Origin of the sequence: Alkalicoccobacillus murimartini (assembly GCF_030813245.1) — a bacterium.
Lineage (GTDB): Bacteria > Bacillota > Bacilli > Bacillales > Bacillaceae_D > Alkalicoccobacillus > Alkalicoccobacillus murimartini.
The window spans coordinates 639,708-656,547 of record NZ_JAUSUA010000002.1; the positions used below are offsets into that span (position 1 = coordinate 639,708).

The window sequence follows — 16,840 nt, forward strand, 5'->3', positions numbered from 1 at the left end:
AAAGAAGATCGCCATTCATTTATTGCTTTATTTAATTAAAAAATAAAAAACACACGAATCATCAATTGATAATCCATGTGTTCATTTTGAGCGATCGTAAACAGCTCTATGAAAGTCCTTTTTCTATTATTGATTCCCTTGTTCAAATGCTTTTGTTAATGATAAGAACAAATGGTAACTTGATACGATACCTGGATCAAGAAAACCAACCGAATTTGATCCATACTCTGACGCTTGACCTTTTTGCGCTACGAGCCTTTTAGAGGATTTCAGTGCACTTTTGGCTGCGTCTTCAAACACTAATGAACTTGGATGATCTTTGCTTTGTATCGAATCTGCCACAGATGACCACACGTCTACTAATGTTTTATCTCCCCTTTTGGTTTGACCTACTTCTTTCATTTTTTCGACAGCCGCCTGTAGCGCCTCACCAAATTGAGTAATAGACACGTCCTTTCCATTTAGATGATCAGACATTTCCATAAATGCTTCTCCGTATAAAGGAATGGATGAAGACTCTGACTCAGTCTTTAGTGTTTGTCCGACATATTCGAATATCTGTTCAAGTGTGTCCAGCTTTTGTAGCTCTTCTGACTTTATCCCAGAAAATCCGTTTGCAACATGCTGCCCATGATCCCCATCTCCAACATCTTTATCTAGTAGTGACAGATACTCGTTAACTTCAAAAAGCTCCTGAGTGCTTATTCGAAACCAAGATTTGGCTACATCACTTGTGAAAAATTCCATGCGAATCATCCCTTCTTAAACTATTCTCTACTATTTCTTACATACCCGAATGGATTCATATTAAAAACAACGTGGACAAATCAAAAGTATCCAATAAAAAGACGAATCATCCAATTAGGACCATTCGTCTATTTGTTTCATTTTCTTTTATTCGAGCGCCTATTCCAAAACGGCTCTTCGCATATAATGTATTTCTACATCTTCTGCAGTAAGTGGTTTACTAAAGTAATATCCTTGAATTTCCATTGATTTGTTTGGTAGTAGAAAATCAAGTTGATCCTTTGTTTCAATTCCTTCAGCTGTCACTTCCATGTTTAAATGTTTAGCCATTGAAATGATCGTAGATACGATGGCTTTGTCGTGCTCGTTATTCGTGATATCCATAATAAATGAACGATCAATTTTCAAGCGATTGATTGGAAATTGTTTAAGGTAGCTTAATGAGCTATAACCAGTCCCAAAGTCGTCGAGACTAATCTTCACACCAAGATTGCTCAGCTTCTGTAGTGTTAAAGTTGACGTTTTAGCATCCATCATCATACTCTCGGTGATCTCCAGTTCTAAGAACTTTGGTTCTAGCCCTGTATCTACTAAGATGGATTGAATATGCTGTTCAAAGTTTAATTGATGAAACTGCTGGGATGAAAGATTAACTGCTATCGGAATCTGCAAACCTCCCTTATCCTGCCATGTTTTCATTTGTGAGCAGGCCTTCTTTAAGACCCATGTCCCTATATCAAAGATAAGCCCAGTTTCTTCAGCAATGGGTAAGAATAAGCCAGGAGGTATCAGTCCTCTTTGAGGATGCTGCCACCTAACTAGAGCCTCCATTCCTAATACTACTTCTCCATCCACACTAAACTTAGGCTGATAATGCAGAACCAATTCATTATTAGCTATGCCTCTTCTTAATTCAGACTCTAGTTCTAGCTTTTCTTCAAGGTGTTCATTTAAAGACTTCGTATAAAATTGATATCCGTTCTTGAAGTTTTTCTTCACTTCATACATAGCCGTATCTGCATGTTTGATTAATTCTCCAGCTGCTTCTCCATGCTCTGGATAGATGGCTATACCAATACTTGCAGAGATATAAAAATCATGTTCTTTTAGGTGAAATGGTTTTTGAATAAGAGTTAAGATCTGTTCAGCAAAAGACTCAACTGTTTTTATATCAAGATAATTTTTGTACACAATAACGAATTCATCCCCACCTAGCCTTGCTAAAATGGCATCGTCATTTTTTATTTGATTACTTATACGTTTACTAACCTTTTGCAAAAATAAATCACCATACATATGGCCTAGAGAGTCGTTAATCATTTTAAAGCGGTCAATATCCAGCGCCAATACAACAAATGGATCTCCCGTTTGATTACTATCTTGTACTGCTTTTTCGATTAAATGGTTGAATCTCCGGCGATTTGGAAGTCCTGTCAGTTCATCATGATAAGCTAAATGCTGGATTTGCTTTTTCGTCTGTTTTTCCAACGTAATATCTCGCATCATAATATGTGTTCCTGCTACTTTTCGATTGATAATTACAGGGACATGCATTAAGTTCAGATCTATTTTTGCTCCATCGGGTCGGATGTACACTGTGTCATAGTTTTTACGTTTAAATTGCTGAAATTCCTTATCACTACATCCTTCAATTAACCCTATTTCAGTTACTGGCTGTTGAAGAAAATGTGCTGTATTCATCCCTGTAATCTTCTCGACAGCTGGATTCACATGTAGAATCTTACCTTCGTGACTAACTGAAATAATGCCATCTATATTATGGTCATATAACGAGCGATACCAGCGTTCATGTCGTTCAATATCAAAATCTTTGTCACTCAGACGTTTATTCAGAAGAGACGTTAGGATTGTGATTGTTAAGGTCAGGAGTGTAGCTGCCCCGATTCCATAGGCAATTCCTTGTGGCTGCAGCAAGCCTGAATTAAGCTCTACAGAATTAGAGACATTAAATGAAGCGGCCGCCATGCCTGTATAATGCATTCCAGTTATGGCCACTGCCATAATCATGCCACTACCCACTTTAAACCATACAGCATATGGGGATTGTGTATCTCTTAGTTTAAGCAGTAACCATAACGCAGCGAACGATGCTAATGCAGCAATCGCTACCGATAGCATGACAATTCCCCAATCATATGAAATCTCAAGAGACATAGCTGCCATTCCTACATAGTGCATACCAGATATCGCTGCTGCCATAAGTAGCCCACTAGCGAATAGTCTCCCTGAACGATTCTCTTTGTGTAAACCTACAATTGATAAGGCGATAGCTGAGGCGATAATAGCAAAAATGATCGAAAGAATCACAGTTCCTATATGATAAAAAACTGGAATGGGGAATGAGAACGCCAGCATTCCAACAAAATGCATAGACCATATGCCTATTCCCATGGAGAAGGCTCCACATAGAAGCCAAACAATCTTTATCTTTCCCTTTCCAGCTTGAATTCGACCTGCTAGATCAAGTGCGGAATAGGAAGTAGCTGTAGCAATAATAAAAGATAAAAAGACAAGCGGTAAACTATACGAACCATGTAAATGTTCCATATTATGAGCTCCTTCAGTTCAAACCCACCCAAAATAGTTGGGCCGTACGTGTTTATGTCATGCTATTAATAAAACGCAATATTAGATCTATAAGATCACAACTATAGACCTATTTTAGCATAAAAAATGAAACAGGATGTATTATTACAAACCATTCTCTATAGTTGTTTTCAAGTTAACTGAATGAGGGTAGGATATAGGGGTTAGGTATAGTTCGCACACCAAAGAAGGAGCACAGGACGATGGATAAACGCGTTAGATGGATTGATACAGCTAAAGGTATTGGGATCATCCTAGTTGTTATGAGCCATGCCCCTATTAATGATACGTTTAAAGATTTTTTATTTGCTTTTCATATGCCTTTATTTTTTTATTTATCTGGGATTGTCTACAAAACATCAACGATATCGCCAGGTTCGTTTTTGCTAAAGAAAGCCAGAGGACTACTACTCCCTTACTTTTTGTTTTCATTTATCACGTATGTATTGTGGTTTTTTGTTACACGTCATTTCCCTTTCACGTCGGGTGATGATGTCGATCCAGTTGTACCCTTTTCAGGTATCTTCATTTCTACACCGCAGGATTATCAACTTACCTACAATCCAGCTATATGGTTCTTAACCTGCTTATTTGTGGTTGAAGTTCTATTTTACTTTTATGATCGTATTAGCAAAGGCCGTGGATTGCCTATTTTCCTAATTAGTTGTGGCATTTTGGGTTACGCCAGCTCCATGTTATTTGAGTCGAATGCCTTACCTTGGAGTATACTTGTTGCACTTACAGCCATTGTCTTTTACGGACTTGGTTATCTAACAAAACACGTTTGGTCAACGATTTCATGGCCGTTTGTCATACCTGCTGTCAGCTTACTTTTCTTCGTGACATATGTAGCTCATACGTTTAATAGCGAAAGGATTGACATGAGAGGGAATGTCTATGGAGAGGTTTGGTTCTTCTATCTCGGAGCCATAGCAGGCGCTGTAGCGATCATCCTGCTTGCCCATAAGTTAGCTCGATTTAATTTCCTTGTGTATCTGGGACAATTCTCTATCGTTATTTTAGTATTACACTTTACTGCCCTTAACCTTGTCAAAGCATCTGTTTATTATGGGTTAGGATACGAGATGAGTGATACAACAACGTTACCTTGGACGTTATTTTATACCACGGTCACTTTATTGCTTATGATCCCATGTATTATGTTTCTCAAACAGTTTCCTATGTTGTTAGGTAAAGGACGGAAAAAGACAAAAACGCCATAGAAAAATCCGCTGTCACCTTTTAGGTAACAGCGGATTTTTTTAATTATCTTCCTGGTCAGTGCCTCTAGCATCGTTCTCTCCATAGTCATATTGCTTTGGATCGGTTGGTTCAAATCCAGGAATCTCATGAAAACGAAGTAGATCTTGATACAAAACTTCATCAGAAAGCTGCAGCTGTTCATCTACTTTCTCTTTCAAACGAGCTGTTTCTTCATTTGGTTCTACTTCTTCACCAGAGTCCGTGTCATACACGGTACCTCCGACATTTGTATATTCAGGTGAGACAAAGCCACCATCCCGGAAAGCCACAGTCTCGTCATGTTCATCAGAGAATAGGTCTGTTCCGAAGGTCATGTACTTTTTATGATCAATTCCTTGTAGATGAAGCAACGTTGGCATCACATCAATCTCTCCACCATATGTGTGGTTCACTCCACCCTCTTCACCGGGTACACGAATCATTAGGGGAACGCGTTGATTCTGGGCATTTTGATATGGAGTAATTTCCGTTCCAAGTACCTCTGCCATCGCACGATTATGGTTCTCTGATATCCCTTGGTGATCTCCGTAAATCATAATAATTGAGTCATCATACAGGCCTGCCTCTTTTAACTCACCAAAAAATTCTTCCACTGCTTCATCTAGATAACGGGCCGTTTGGAAATAACCATCAACTGTTTTATCCCCAGTTGTGCCTCGATCTAGCGTCGCATCTTCTTCATCCAAAATAAACGGATAATGATTGGTTAGTGTTAACAAGTGTGCATAAAAAGGTTGTTCCAAGGATTGCAGCATCGGAATTGATTCCTCAAAAAATGGCTTATCTTTCAGCCCGAGATTCACTACCGACTCATCATCCATATTATATGAACTGGCATCAAAAAACGTATCTATGCCAAATTGTTTATATATCTGATCACGATTCCAAAATGACTTATAGTCACCATGAAGAATGGCACTAGTGTAATTCTCTTCGCTGTTAAGGATAGCAGGAAGGGATTGATACGTATTTTGACCTTTAGTCACAAAAGCAGCACCAGTTGGTAGACCAAACATGCTGTTATCTAATATCAACTCTGCGTCAGCTGTTTTTCCCTGACCCGTCTGATGAAAGAAATTATCAAAATAATTCATGTCTTCCCCACCATGCGCCAAATCATTTAGGAAAGGCGTAACTTCCTCTCCATTTAGTTCATAATCAATCAAAAATGACTGAAAGCTCTCCAAGTGAATCTTGATGATATTCTTCCCTTGGCCTTTACCAAACATCTTCTCGTCTGGTTCTGCATAATGTGAGCTTGTGTAATGCTTAGCATTCGACAGATCATCACTACTTGCGTAAGCCCTTTGAGATTCCATTTGAGCAGTCTGCACACCATCATAGACAGTGTAGTTATACAAACCAAGATATTTAACGATGTAATTACGGTCAAATGTACGCGTAAGAAGTTGAGGTCGATCAATTTCTGCCAAAGTAAGGTTCAAAGTAAAGATAGCAATCCCCGCGATAATGGCCGTTGAAGCCAAGCTTTTTCTGAACTTAGTTTCGCTAATTGCTTTATTTCGAAGGAGCCATAACAAAAGAACAGCCAAATCGATGAAATAAAGCACGTCGTACCCGTACATAGTAGAAAAAATACCTTCTGACATATTGCCAACATTGTCGGTTTGAAGCAAATTAGGCAAAGTCAAAAAATCATCAAAAAAACGATAAAACATAATATTTGAGTACAAAACAATGGTCATTGCTGTACTCATTCCAAAAATCCACCAGCATGCTCGTTTTCCTTTCGCAAACAAAGCAAAACCAAATAAGATGACGGCCGCGCTAATTGGATTAATAAGTAATAAAAATTCCTGAAGCATTCCTTTTACGCCCAAATTAAATTCAATCTTATATGAGAGATAGGTCTTGATCCAAAGAAGGATGACAGCAAGCAGGAAAAAACCACCCTTGCTGCTTCGTAGTGTTTTCATCATGCAACTCTTCTTTCTTTTCTTAATCAACGACAAATAATGTTCATAATTGTAGGACGGCAAACCTAAAGTGACAAGTATCAAAATTAGCCATATATCCGCTTATTTTAGAGAAATAAGCTTGTAAAACGATCTCATGCACTCATTTCTTGGTCTCAATCCTTCTCACACATTATGATGTCGGTCGGGCCATTGCATATGTTTTGCCTAAAGAGGCATAATCATGACCAGCTAACCGGGCTACTGGCCTTAATTTTTCAACAGATATATACCCAGCCTCTGCATCATATACACCCTCTGAGATATGATAACACACTACTTTTGCAAGGATCAGATCATTCACAACCGTCCCTTGGTCATTCTTAATTGTAATATGTTCATGTAACACACATTCGTAGCGGATTTTCGCTTCTAGTATGCCCGGAACTTCAATCATTTCACTTGGTTTTACATGGAATTTCGTTAATTCAAGCTCACTTTGGTTTGGCTTTAGTGGTGCTGCCGTTTCGTTAATATCTTCAATCATCTCTTCAGTAGAGACATGAATCACCAATTCTTTGTATTGAAGAATATTACGTGCTGTATCTTTCATCTCACCATTAGATCTAGATATAGAAACAGATAGTAAAGGTGGATCTGCTGACACAACATTAAAGAAACTAAAAGGAGCCGCATTTACGACCCCTGAGTCTTCCGTTGATAAAGTTGTAACAAACGCAATGGGTCTTGGGACAACGGACCCTGAAAGTAATTTGTAATGCTCTTTCACAGACAAATCAGTTGCTGACAATATATGCATATTCTTTGCTCCTTTTTTTATGCTTTTTCATAGCTTATACTTGCTTCACTACCGCAACTATTCTTCGTTTGATCTTAACTCACTTATATATTGATACACCTTATTAATTTCTTCTTCTGAACCATAGGCATACGTAACATTCCAAATCTTATCTACATCAGTGTCGTTTAATTCTGCATCTATATCATGAAAAATACGATGAAGATAACGGACCGACATCTCATTTGTATGTTCTTCGGAAACGTTAATTAATGCTTCTGCATTTTTTAAATCATTCACAGCTTCAGACGGAGCAAGTCCGTGCTCTTTGAGCCATTGTACATCCTTTTTTAACTCTCTCCACTTCTCCTTTTCAGAAAGTTCGGAGTGATCAAGCCTCTCTACACCGCCCCAACCAGCTAGGCTGTTTAAATAATCATGCTGCTTCTTAAATAATTCTTTAACCGTCTCCTCTTCTCCTTCTTGAAAAGCAATTCGTTTATCAGAAACTTCATAATCGATGATTCCTTCAGCCGCATCTGTTTTCGTCCCCAATTCTCTTGTCGAGACTTCCTTCTCTTGCTGACTACGATCTGATGAAAATAAACTACCGCGTTCTGAAAAACCTATATATGCGATTGCAACTCCAGCTAATAAAATTAGGACTGTGGATATAATAGAAATTCTCTTCAACAATAGATTTCATCCCCTTAAACTAATGAAAAAGTATTGTATCAAAGGTAACATAAACCCCAGGTTCCTCCTATCTAAAGTTGTATATCTTTAGAAAAATGTAACAAAAAAAGGCGGGAAATAGTCCTATGGTAGAACTACACGCCTTTTTTCATTTTCTATATAGCTCTAATCATGCCACCATCCACTAATATCGATGTTCCAGTCATGTAACTAGAAGCATCTGATGCTAAAAATGTGACCACATTAGCAAATTCCTCTGGCTTACCGTAACGCCCTAATGGAATATTCTTTCTTGCCTGTTCTGCAACCTCTTCGGTTGAAATGCCTTGCTTTTCTGCTTTTAATTGATCCAGGTGTGCTACTCGATCCGTTGAAATACGGCCTGGTGATACGGTATGTACTAAGATCCCGTATGGAGCTAACTCCTCAGCTAGACTTTTCGCTAATCCTTGAATACCCATTCTGAATGTGTTGGATAAGATCAAGTTAGGAATTGGCTGCTTAACAGAGGACGACGCAATATTAAGGATACGTCCCCCTTTTTTCTTAAGATCAGGCAATACCTCACGAATGAGTCGAATATAACTTAGTAAGTTTAGTTGAAAAGCCTGTTCCCAATCCTCATCTGAGAACTGCTCAAACCCTCCACCAGGAGGACCACCTGCATTATTAACAAGAATATCGATGGCACCGAACGCTTGCCTTGTTTTTTCGGCTAGCAGCTTAATCTCTTCTGCCTTCGTAATATCGCATGCAAAATACTCAACACGGCCTCCACCTTCTATTTCAAGAAGCTCTTCTTTTACTTTAGCCAATTTCTCTGCATCTCTGCTCGAGATCATGACATCTACCCCTTCTTTAACAAACTGGGTAGCAACCGCCTTTCCTAGCCCTTGGCTAGATGCAATCACTAAAGCTGATTTCCCTTTCAAATGTAGATCCATTTTCTTTCGCCTCCATTATTTAGACTGATTTACTCTGTATTTTGACCAACTATTTATAAAAAGGCAAATGATAAACTTTATTGTTCACAATGGTTTCGGTATGATGAGCACGGGGTATATAGAACTACGACTTGTTTATCATTAAGTAGAAACCGGAGGATTACGAACTTGCACAAATCAATGAATGAAGTGAATGATGAGTTGGTTGTAAATTCACTCGAAAACAACCTCGCCATTATTCGATTTGATTTAAATCGTCGTGTCGCATATGTAAATGACATCTTTGCCCAAACAATGGGTTATAAAGTGGATGAAATGATAGGGATGCACCATAAACATTTTTGTTTCCCTGAATTTAGTAACAGCTATAGTTATGAAGAATTTTGGAATGGCCTGCTATCTGGTAAGAGTTTTCAAGATAAGATTCTTCGAAAGAATGCAAAAGGTGAAGAATTATGGTTAGAAGCAACCTACATGGCTGTTTTTGATATAAAAGGACAAGTAGTCGGCATTTCAAAAGTTGCCACTGATATTACAAAGCGCCAAACAAAGATTACGTCTTTTGGTGAAAGTCTTCAAGGTATGTCTGAGCGATTAAACGAACGTGCTGAAGCAGGAATTGGACGAAGCCAAGAGCTCTTAGCAAGCATTAATCAAATTGCCGACCTATCCACACAAAATACAGATACTCTTACAGAGCTGCAAAAGAAGGCAGAGTCCATTCAAGGCATCACAAAAACGATTCAAGGTTTTGCCTCTCAAACAAACCTTCTCGCATTAAATGCCGCCATTGAGGCCGCTCGCGCTGGCGAACACGGTCGAGGTTTTGACGTCGTTGCAAAGGAAGTACGCAAGCTATCTAAACAAATTGAACAATCCATTATTGAAATAAGTGATAGTATCGCATCCATTACCAAAGAAGTGAACACCATTGCAACTGGTACCATGCAAGCTAAAGAACATGCTATCCGTAATCAAACTCAAGTTCATGTAACACTAGATGATTTCAAAATAATTTCTGCAGATGCTGCAAGCCTCGATGCAGAGACAAAGGAATTCAAACAAGTTATATAGTCTAGCGAATCATCACTCCGGAGAGTAGGAGATCTCTCTGGATTTTTGTTGTGTCTTGATTTGATTTAAATAATTACTTATCGGAATAATCTGGAATGTATATTTTACTTTTTTCAGATTATTTGATACTATTCACTTTATTATAATAAAGAGGTGAGTGGTCATGGGAGAACAAGAGGCGTATACACATAGTAGAAAAACGGCACCATTTCGAGCAGATCAAGTAGGTAGCTTATTAAGGACAGATGTCATTAAGACAGCTCGCCTCAAACAAGCAGCTGGAGAGATCACACCTGATCACCTTAGAGAGATTGAAAACGATGAAATCATTCGAATTGTTGAGAAGCAAAAAGAAACAGGTATACAGGTTGTAACGGATGGTGAGTTTCGCCGTGCGTGGTGGCACTTTGATTTTTTAGAAGGTCTTGATGGCGTAGAAGCTTTCTCGGCAAATTCAGGTATTCAGTTCAAAGGAGTAACCACAAAAGCAAGAGGTATTAAAGTAAGCAGTAAGCTAGACTTTACTAGCCATTCGATGCTTAAAGATTATGCATTCCTTGATAGCATTAAAGGTTCACATACAGCAAAAATGACCATTCCTAGTCCCAATATGCTTCATTTTAGAGGGCAAATTGATCCCGCTGTTTACTCAGATGATGACGAATTCTTTCACGATCTTGCTCAGGCCTACAAAAAAGCGATAAAAGCATTTTATGACGCTGGTTGTCGTTATCTTCAATTAGACGACACAGCATGGGCTGTATTCTTTTCTGAAGCAGGCGAAGAACAAATTCGAGCAAAAGGGTACACACCAGAAACATTGCGTGAACGCTTTGCACGTAGTATTAATGAAGCGGTTGCCGACAAGCCAAGTGACATGGTCATCACGATGCATATCTGCCGTGGGAATTTCAAATCTTCATGGACCGCGGAAGGTAGCTATGACGGGGCATCTGAAACGATTTTCGATGGCCTAGATTTAGACGGCTTGTTCCTTGAATACGATGACAATCGTTCAGGATCATTTGATGCACTACGTTATGTCAAACGTCCAAACCTTCAGTTGGTCCTTGGATTAGTCACCTCTAAATTTGGTGAGCTTGAAGATCCGGATACCATCAAACGTCGTATTGATGAAGCATCAAAGTTTGTTAACTTAGACCAGCTTTGTCTGAGTCCTCAATGTGGATTCGCCTCAACAGAAGAAGGAAATCTACTAACTGAAGATCAACAATGGGAAAAGTTAAAGCACGTTGTTCGAATTGCAGAAGATGTTTGGAAATAATTATTGCGGAAACGACTCGCTCTCCACTGATGGTGTGCGAGTCTTTTTTAGGCAGGGGGACAATGATGAAACATGTTATGAAAAGATCTGACTTAATGAGTAAAGAGGATATTTGGAATGCTGTTCTCTCTGTACTAGGCGAGTATGACTTTCCTACTGATAACTCAGCTGTTAATGATCTGCTTATTATTTCTCAATATTATTCTGAATTAGAAAGTGGAGGTCATGAAAGCTTATTAAACTGGACCTCAGAGTACATTGAAGAAGTGGGGATTTCTAGTTATCTGAACGACCTTATCCGATGTCTTGAAACCATCGGAGCGCACGATTATGCTAAGATCGAGAAACAGTACGGTGAAGAAATGTGGAGGTTATTTAAAGCTTCAGAAGAAGACGAACGTGTCACAGAAGAGTTTTATCAAGTCATTGAGGCTGCAGACCAAGCTTATCATAAGCTAAATAGCAAATTAGAAAATGTAATAGAGACGTATTTTCTGAAAACATATACTCAATTGATAGAAATAAATGAGGATGAATGAGAGTCTCTAAGACAGTGCTTTTTTTTGTCCAATAATAAGAGTAGAAAAAAACATTGGACATACAACTTCGCACCCTCAGGAGGCTAGTCTGTCCAATGCTGTTTTAAGCTAATCAGTGAGCAGAGTTGTGTCACTTACAGGTTAGCGAGATATTACTGTAGCTACGCGATTCTGTTTTCATTCAACATAACGAATGATAAAAAAATCACGTTTATCCGATTCTGTTTTCATTACGCTAAACGTCTTCTCATCAATATAGTGTTGTATTTGATGACTCTCAACTGTTTGCTTAGGCGTTTCTAGTACAAACCCATCTAATCCTTCAATAACAGCACATTTTACATAGCGCTGAATTGACTCATTAAACCAATTCAAATTTTCTTGGACGGGTTGATCATTATCCCATGGCTTCGCTCCCCATATCCGAGATCCTTGCTTAAATGAGGTATTCTCGAGATTCTTAGCGTTGCAATAATGGGATACAGATATCTCCGTCACTGGGTCTGAAGTTAACGCAAACCGATTCTTATCCCTCTGTAAATTCTTCGTGAGAGTACTCTCTACATATTTGAGAAGGTTCGTTTCAAGTGCAGCCGCAAAATGAAATAAATGCTGATGAAAAAGCGCAAGCTGTTTACCAACAGACATCTGTTTCTCACTTTCCTTCATTGGTTTGTCCCCATCATAATGATTAATGATACGAGCTACACTGCCCGCCGTCTGAGATAATTGAAGAAAATGGTGTGATGCAGATCCTATTTCACCCGACAAATCCAGCTCGTGAATTAAAGCAGGCAGACCAAGCTCCGCGTATTCCTTTGTTAAATCCGTTGCAAACTGATTGGCTAAACAAGTCGAAATGATAAACACGTCGGCAAGCTCGCCACCTACTGTATCTGGGTCCTTCTCCTCCGTGAGCAGTAACTCAGCCAATTCTCCAAGCTCTTCTGTCACCCTAGCGAGACCTGAAAGTGTGCGCCAGTATCCACCGAGATGGCGAATGGATTGATCAATCAGTACTTGATAATCATGAATTGTATGTAACGTCCTATCTGTCATTGTGACCCCCTACTGTTGCTCCGTTTCTCCACCCTAGTATACTAAATTTCTTCTTACTTGTAATAGTTGTTCCATTTCGTATGTATCGTGAGCACCCACGTATTTTCTAGAAGGGCTACATCGATGGGTCTCAATATTTGCTTAATTTTCACTTCCGACATACACTACTTTTATTGGAAAGAATCCGAGGAGGAACCCTTATGAATATAGAAATTTGGTCTGACTTTGCTTGTCCATTTTGTTATATTGGAAAACGAAAATTAGAACAAGCTCTAGAGCAATTTGAGCATAAAGCTCAAGTGACCACAGAATTTAAAAGCTTTGAGCTCGATCCTAATGCTGCAAAGCATACTGATAAAAGTATGGCCGAGTTACTTGCCGGTAAATACAAAATGCCTCTTCGACAGGCAGAGGCGATGACAGCTAATGTAGCGGCACAAGCTGCCGATGTTGGCCTTACGTATCATTTTGATACTATGCAGCCTACTAATATGCTTGATGCCCATCGTTTGACTCACTATGCCAAAACACAAGGTAAGGCAAATGAACTGGCAGAACGCCTGCTTTATGCTTACTTTACCGAATCGAAGCACCTCTCTACTCCTGATACGTTGATTGAATTAGCAGGTGAAGTTGGTTTAGTAAAAGAAGAGGTTGCCAAGGTTTTAGAAAGCGATCAATTCGCGGACGCAGTCAAATACGACCATAATCAAGGAGTTCAGCTTGGTCTTCAGGGTGTCCCGTTTTTTGTCATTAATCAAAAGCATGTTGTCTCTGGTGCTCAACAATCCTCTGCTTTTCTTGAAGCACTCACTACTGCTTGGAATGAAGAAAAAGCTCAGAAGACATCAACAGAAAACACTGATGATGCTTGTGCAGATGGCCTGTGTAAGTTTTGATCATACAAAAAATCACCTGCTCCACAATCTAGTGGAGAACAGGTGATTTTTTTCGTCAATGCTGCTACTTAGACTGGGAAGATTTGCTCCATTTATTGGCTACCATTGTAAACACAAATGCACTCACAAGTGAAGCCGCCATGGCTAGGATAAACCCTAGCACATTATCAGAAAGCCCAGGTGCAGCAAATGATGGTACATATGCTGTTCCTCGTAAATTGAACATCCCCACAATGGCACCACCAATACCCGCTGATAGGAGTGCACCAACAAACACAATCTTACTTGCGAACATAAATGGGTATGCAGATTCTACAAAGGTACCAAAAATCATATTGATTCCAAATGATGGTCCAGCAGCCGCTGCCTCCCCTCGACGTCTTGGGAAAAGTAGATTCGCCAGGTTAATTCCGGCGGCTACCATCACGAGACCTACCATATCTATCGCTCCAAGAAAACTAGTCCCTGTATTCTCCATTTCCAATAAGACAATGGGCAGAATCGCTGCATGATAGATGCCCGCAATAATTGCTGGCCATATTAACAATCCGGCGACAATTCCCGCCACAATCGGGTTAAAAGAAATCGTTGAATCAATGGCTAATCGAATCCAATCCCCCACCTGTAACGCAATTGGTCCAAGGACAAAGAAAACAAGAAGACCAGGAATAAGGCCACCAAACCCTCCTGCAATAATATTTACTGTTGTTGCAGGGAAGTTCAACTTCAAACATTTCGTGAATAAGTAAGGAACCATGTACCCTGCACCAATCCCGGCTAGTAGGCCACCAATAATTCCACCATCAACGGAAAGTAAGCCTGCAACAATGCCTGCAACAATAGACACTTCATCTAAGTCTGCTATTTGTCTTGCTGCAATAACCGCTACCACAACAGGTAAGGCGCCTATTAGAATATCAAATACACTTCCGAGTGCTTCGAGTCCAGGTATTTTACTTAAAGCTAACACAATGGCAAGAGCAATAAATGCTGGAAGTGAGGAGGTCATAATGCCTCGCAAATTCACCTTTTGTCTTGTAGATTCAGTAGATTCAGATGTATTTAGCTTGGGACGGTATTTGCTTCCCCAATGCTTAGATAAGGATGTCACAAATCCAATCGCCCGTGTTTTGTTTGATGTGCCTGTTGTCCCAGATTGAGAAATAATACGAGCACCCATCGAACCAATGGTTGCCATAGACGTTCCACCCGTACCAACTACAGGAATATTTGCTTTAGCTGCTGCTTCAACGGTTTGTTTGTTTGCTCCGGTTGGATCTGCACTCATGGCAATGAGTCCGTCAATTTCTCCGGCTTTGATCTGATTTGCTTGCTTTTGATCCCGCTCAGCTGCATATTCATTCACTTCAAGTAATGTCCCTGAATATAACAGCTCTAATTCTTGCGCTTGCTCATCCCAACCAAATAGCTTAGCTGCCGAATGTGGTTTGACAGAGTCCATCGATTGTTCTGTTGCAATAAATTGAATACCTTTCACTTCTATACCAGCTGCTTCAGCTTGAATATGAAGCTCTTTAATAAGCCGATCAGGTCGACTGCCTCCAAGGTTATAAAGATTTCCTCCACTACTAGCTATGATGATTACTCGTTTCATTTCGTCTCGCTCCGTCCCTCTTGGTGTCTATACGTCAACGATCTACATTTTATCACTCTACCAGTTTAACAGAGTAAAGGATCTCTTGAAAAGTGTTATAAGATAATTAATCCTTGGTCGTTCTACCCTTTTTTGACTTTATGATTTTTAGTGCCCATTTTTCGTTCTTCCGCATAAGATAAAAAACACCGCTATAGGTGAATAGTTAATCAACCAGGAGGGACTGTGATGAAGGAATTTCTACTCCTTCGACTAAGTGTTTTTATATTCTTAGGACTATTAGCGTATATCCAAGTGAATCAATATCTCTCGCCTATTTCTATCATTGTCGTTTTATTTGTCAGTTCTTTGACTTACTTCTTGATTTATTATCACATGGCGAAAAAAAGAATTCCGCCTTCATAAAGGAACCTGTAGAGATGTAAAAATCTCTTACATACCCTCTCAAAGGGGGCATTAATGAAAGGGTGACCTTTATATGGGATATAAAATACCTGTTGAGCAAGGCGTTGGAGTATATGTTGAGGACATTGGACCTCGAGATGGGAAGCCGATTCTATTTATACACGGCTGGCCGCTAAGTCATGAATGCTTTGAGTACCAATATAATCAACTACCTAAAGCCGGCTATCGTTGTATTGGTCTTGATTTGCGTGGCTTTGGACAATCGGATCGACCGTGGTATGGCTACACATATAATCAATTAGCTGACGACATTCGTGTAGTCATTGATTCGTTAAATATAAACGATGTTACACTAGCTGGCCATTCAATGGGCGGAGCCATTGCTATTCGTTACATGGCTAGGCATTCTGGACATCGCATTGCGCGTCTTGCATTACTCGCAGCGGCTGCACCAAGCTTTACAAAAGGTCCTGACTACCCTTATGGCATGACAAAAGAAGACGTCAATGAATTGATTCAACAAACATACACAGACCGCCCTGCTTTACTCGATCGCTTTGCTGATTTATTTTTTGAAAAGCCGATCTCAATGCCATTTAAACAGTGGTTTATTACTATTGGGTTAGACGCAGCAGGTTACTCTACAGCCTATACAGCCGTCTCTCTTAGGGATGAAAAACTTTGGGATGATCTTTCGAGTATCCACGTACCTACGGGCATTTTCCACGGTGAAAAGGATAAGATTTGTCCAATTGAATTCGGTGAAATATTGCACCAACTGATATATGGTTCTCATTTTTTCCGTTATGAAGATAGTGGACATGGGTTGTTTTATTGTGACCAACAACGTTTTAATTACGATCTTTCTCAATTTATTGAAACAACATAAAAGACTAGAAAATAAATCTTGACATTATTGCTCAAGGTCATTAAAGTTTCATTAGGGAAACTTTTTAACTCAAGAGCATATTTTTTAGTCTTGGCAATAAAAA

General features: G+C 39.4%; 15 protein-coding genes. 7 read left to right on the forward strand and 8 right to left on the reverse strand.

Features of this window, described 5'->3' with window-relative positions; all coding sequences use genetic code 11:
- Window positions 1–126 precede the first annotated feature (126 nt).
- Window positions 127–747, reverse strand: coding sequence for a DAK2 domain-containing protein (locus J2S05_RS09655; RefSeq protein ID WP_306982231.1), 621 nt, complete (start codon window positions 745–747; stop codon window positions 127–129).
- Between the two features lie 159 nt (window positions 748–906).
- Window positions 907–3,315, reverse strand: coding sequence for a bifunctional diguanylate cyclase/phosphodiesterase (locus J2S05_RS09660; protein WP_306982233.1), 2,409 nt, complete (start codon window positions 3,313–3,315; stop codon window positions 907–909).
- Between the two features lie 242 nt (window positions 3,316–3,557).
- Between J2S05_RS09660 and J2S05_RS09665 the strand changes: the two genes are divergently transcribed.
- Window positions 3,558–4,577 carry an acyltransferase family protein gene (locus J2S05_RS09665; protein WP_306982235.1) on the forward strand — a complete coding sequence of 340 codons (1,020 nt, stop codon included), beginning with the start codon at window positions 3,558–3,560 and terminating at the stop codon, window positions 4,575–4,577.
- 39 nt (window positions 4,578–4,616) lie between these two features.
- Here J2S05_RS09665 and J2S05_RS09670 read toward each other — a convergent pair whose 3' ends face one another.
- From J2S05_RS09670 to J2S05_RS09685, 4 genes are all read right to left on the reverse strand, one after another.
- Window positions 4,617–6,554 (reverse strand): LTA synthase family protein, encoded by a 1,938-nt coding sequence (locus J2S05_RS09670; RefSeq protein ID WP_306982668.1) that lies wholly within the window; start codon window positions 6,552–6,554, stop codon window positions 4,617–4,619.
- Window positions 6,555–6,726: 172 nt separating this feature from the next.
- A complete protein-coding gene (locus tag J2S05_RS09675; protein WP_306982237.1) occupies window positions 6,727–7,353 on the reverse strand; it encodes a flavin reductase family protein in 627 nt (208 codons plus the stop codon).
- Between the two features lie 57 nt (window positions 7,354–7,410).
- Window positions 7,411–8,028, reverse strand: a complete 618-nt coding sequence (locus J2S05_RS09680) for a hypothetical protein (RefSeq protein WP_306982240.1) — start codon at window positions 8,026–8,028, stop codon at window positions 7,411–7,413.
- A 155-nt stretch (window positions 8,029–8,183) separates the two neighbouring features.
- Complete coding sequence (locus J2S05_RS09685; protein ID WP_306982242.1) at window positions 8,184–8,972, reverse strand: SDR family oxidoreductase; 789 nt, start codon at window positions 8,970–8,972, stop codon at window positions 8,184–8,186.
- Between the two features lie 168 nt (window positions 8,973–9,140).
- Here J2S05_RS09685 and J2S05_RS09690 point away from each other — a divergent pair, with 168 nt between their 5' ends.
- The 3 genes from J2S05_RS09690 to J2S05_RS09700 all read left to right on the forward strand — a co-directional run bounded on the left by J2S05_RS09690 (window position 9,141) and on the right by J2S05_RS09700 (window position 11,870).
- Window positions 9,141–10,046, forward strand: coding sequence for a methyl-accepting chemotaxis protein (locus J2S05_RS09690; RefSeq protein ID WP_306982244.1), 906 nt, complete (start codon window positions 9,141–9,143; stop codon window positions 10,044–10,046).
- A gap of 163 nt (window positions 10,047–10,209) precedes the next feature.
- On the forward strand, window positions 10,210–11,331 hold the full coding sequence (locus J2S05_RS09695; protein WP_306982246.1) for a 5-methyltetrahydropteroyltriglutamate--homocysteine S-methyltransferase: 1,122 nt from the start codon (window positions 10,210–10,212) through the stop codon (window positions 11,329–11,331).
- A gap of 65 nt (window positions 11,332–11,396) precedes the next feature.
- Complete coding sequence (locus J2S05_RS09700) at window positions 11,397–11,870, forward strand: DMP19 family protein (RefSeq protein ID WP_306982248.1); 474 nt, start codon at window positions 11,397–11,399, stop codon at window positions 11,868–11,870.
- Window positions 11,871–12,047: 177 nt separating this feature from the next.
- Here the strand turns inward: J2S05_RS09700 and J2S05_RS09705 are convergent, their stop codons facing one another.
- On the reverse strand, window positions 12,048–12,929 hold the full coding sequence (locus J2S05_RS09705; protein WP_306982250.1) for a nucleoside triphosphate pyrophosphohydrolase family protein: 882 nt from the start codon (window positions 12,927–12,929) through the stop codon (window positions 12,048–12,050).
- 200 nt (window positions 12,930–13,129) lie between these two features.
- Between J2S05_RS09705 and J2S05_RS09710 the strand changes: the two genes are divergently transcribed.
- Window positions 13,130–13,828, forward strand: coding sequence for a DsbA family oxidoreductase (locus J2S05_RS09710; protein WP_306982252.1), 699 nt, complete (start codon window positions 13,130–13,132; stop codon window positions 13,826–13,828).
- 64 nt (window positions 13,829–13,892) lie between these two features.
- On the opposite strand, the gene J2S05_RS09715 is transcribed toward J2S05_RS09710, so the two are convergent.
- Window positions 13,893–15,443, reverse strand: coding sequence for a PTS sugar transporter (locus J2S05_RS09715; protein ID WP_306982254.1), 1,551 nt, complete (start codon window positions 15,441–15,443; stop codon window positions 13,893–13,895).
- Between the two features lie 228 nt (window positions 15,444–15,671).
- Between J2S05_RS09715 and J2S05_RS09720 the strand changes: the two genes are divergently transcribed.
- Complete coding sequence (locus J2S05_RS09720; protein WP_306982255.1) at window positions 15,672–15,848, forward strand: hypothetical protein; 177 nt, start codon at window positions 15,672–15,674, stop codon at window positions 15,846–15,848.
- 73 nt (window positions 15,849–15,921) lie between these two features.
- Entirely contained in the window at window positions 15,922–16,737 is an 816-nt protein-coding gene (locus J2S05_RS09725) for an alpha/beta fold hydrolase (RefSeq protein ID WP_306982257.1), read from the forward strand.
- The last annotated feature ends 103 nt before the right edge of the window (window positions 16,738–16,840 follow it).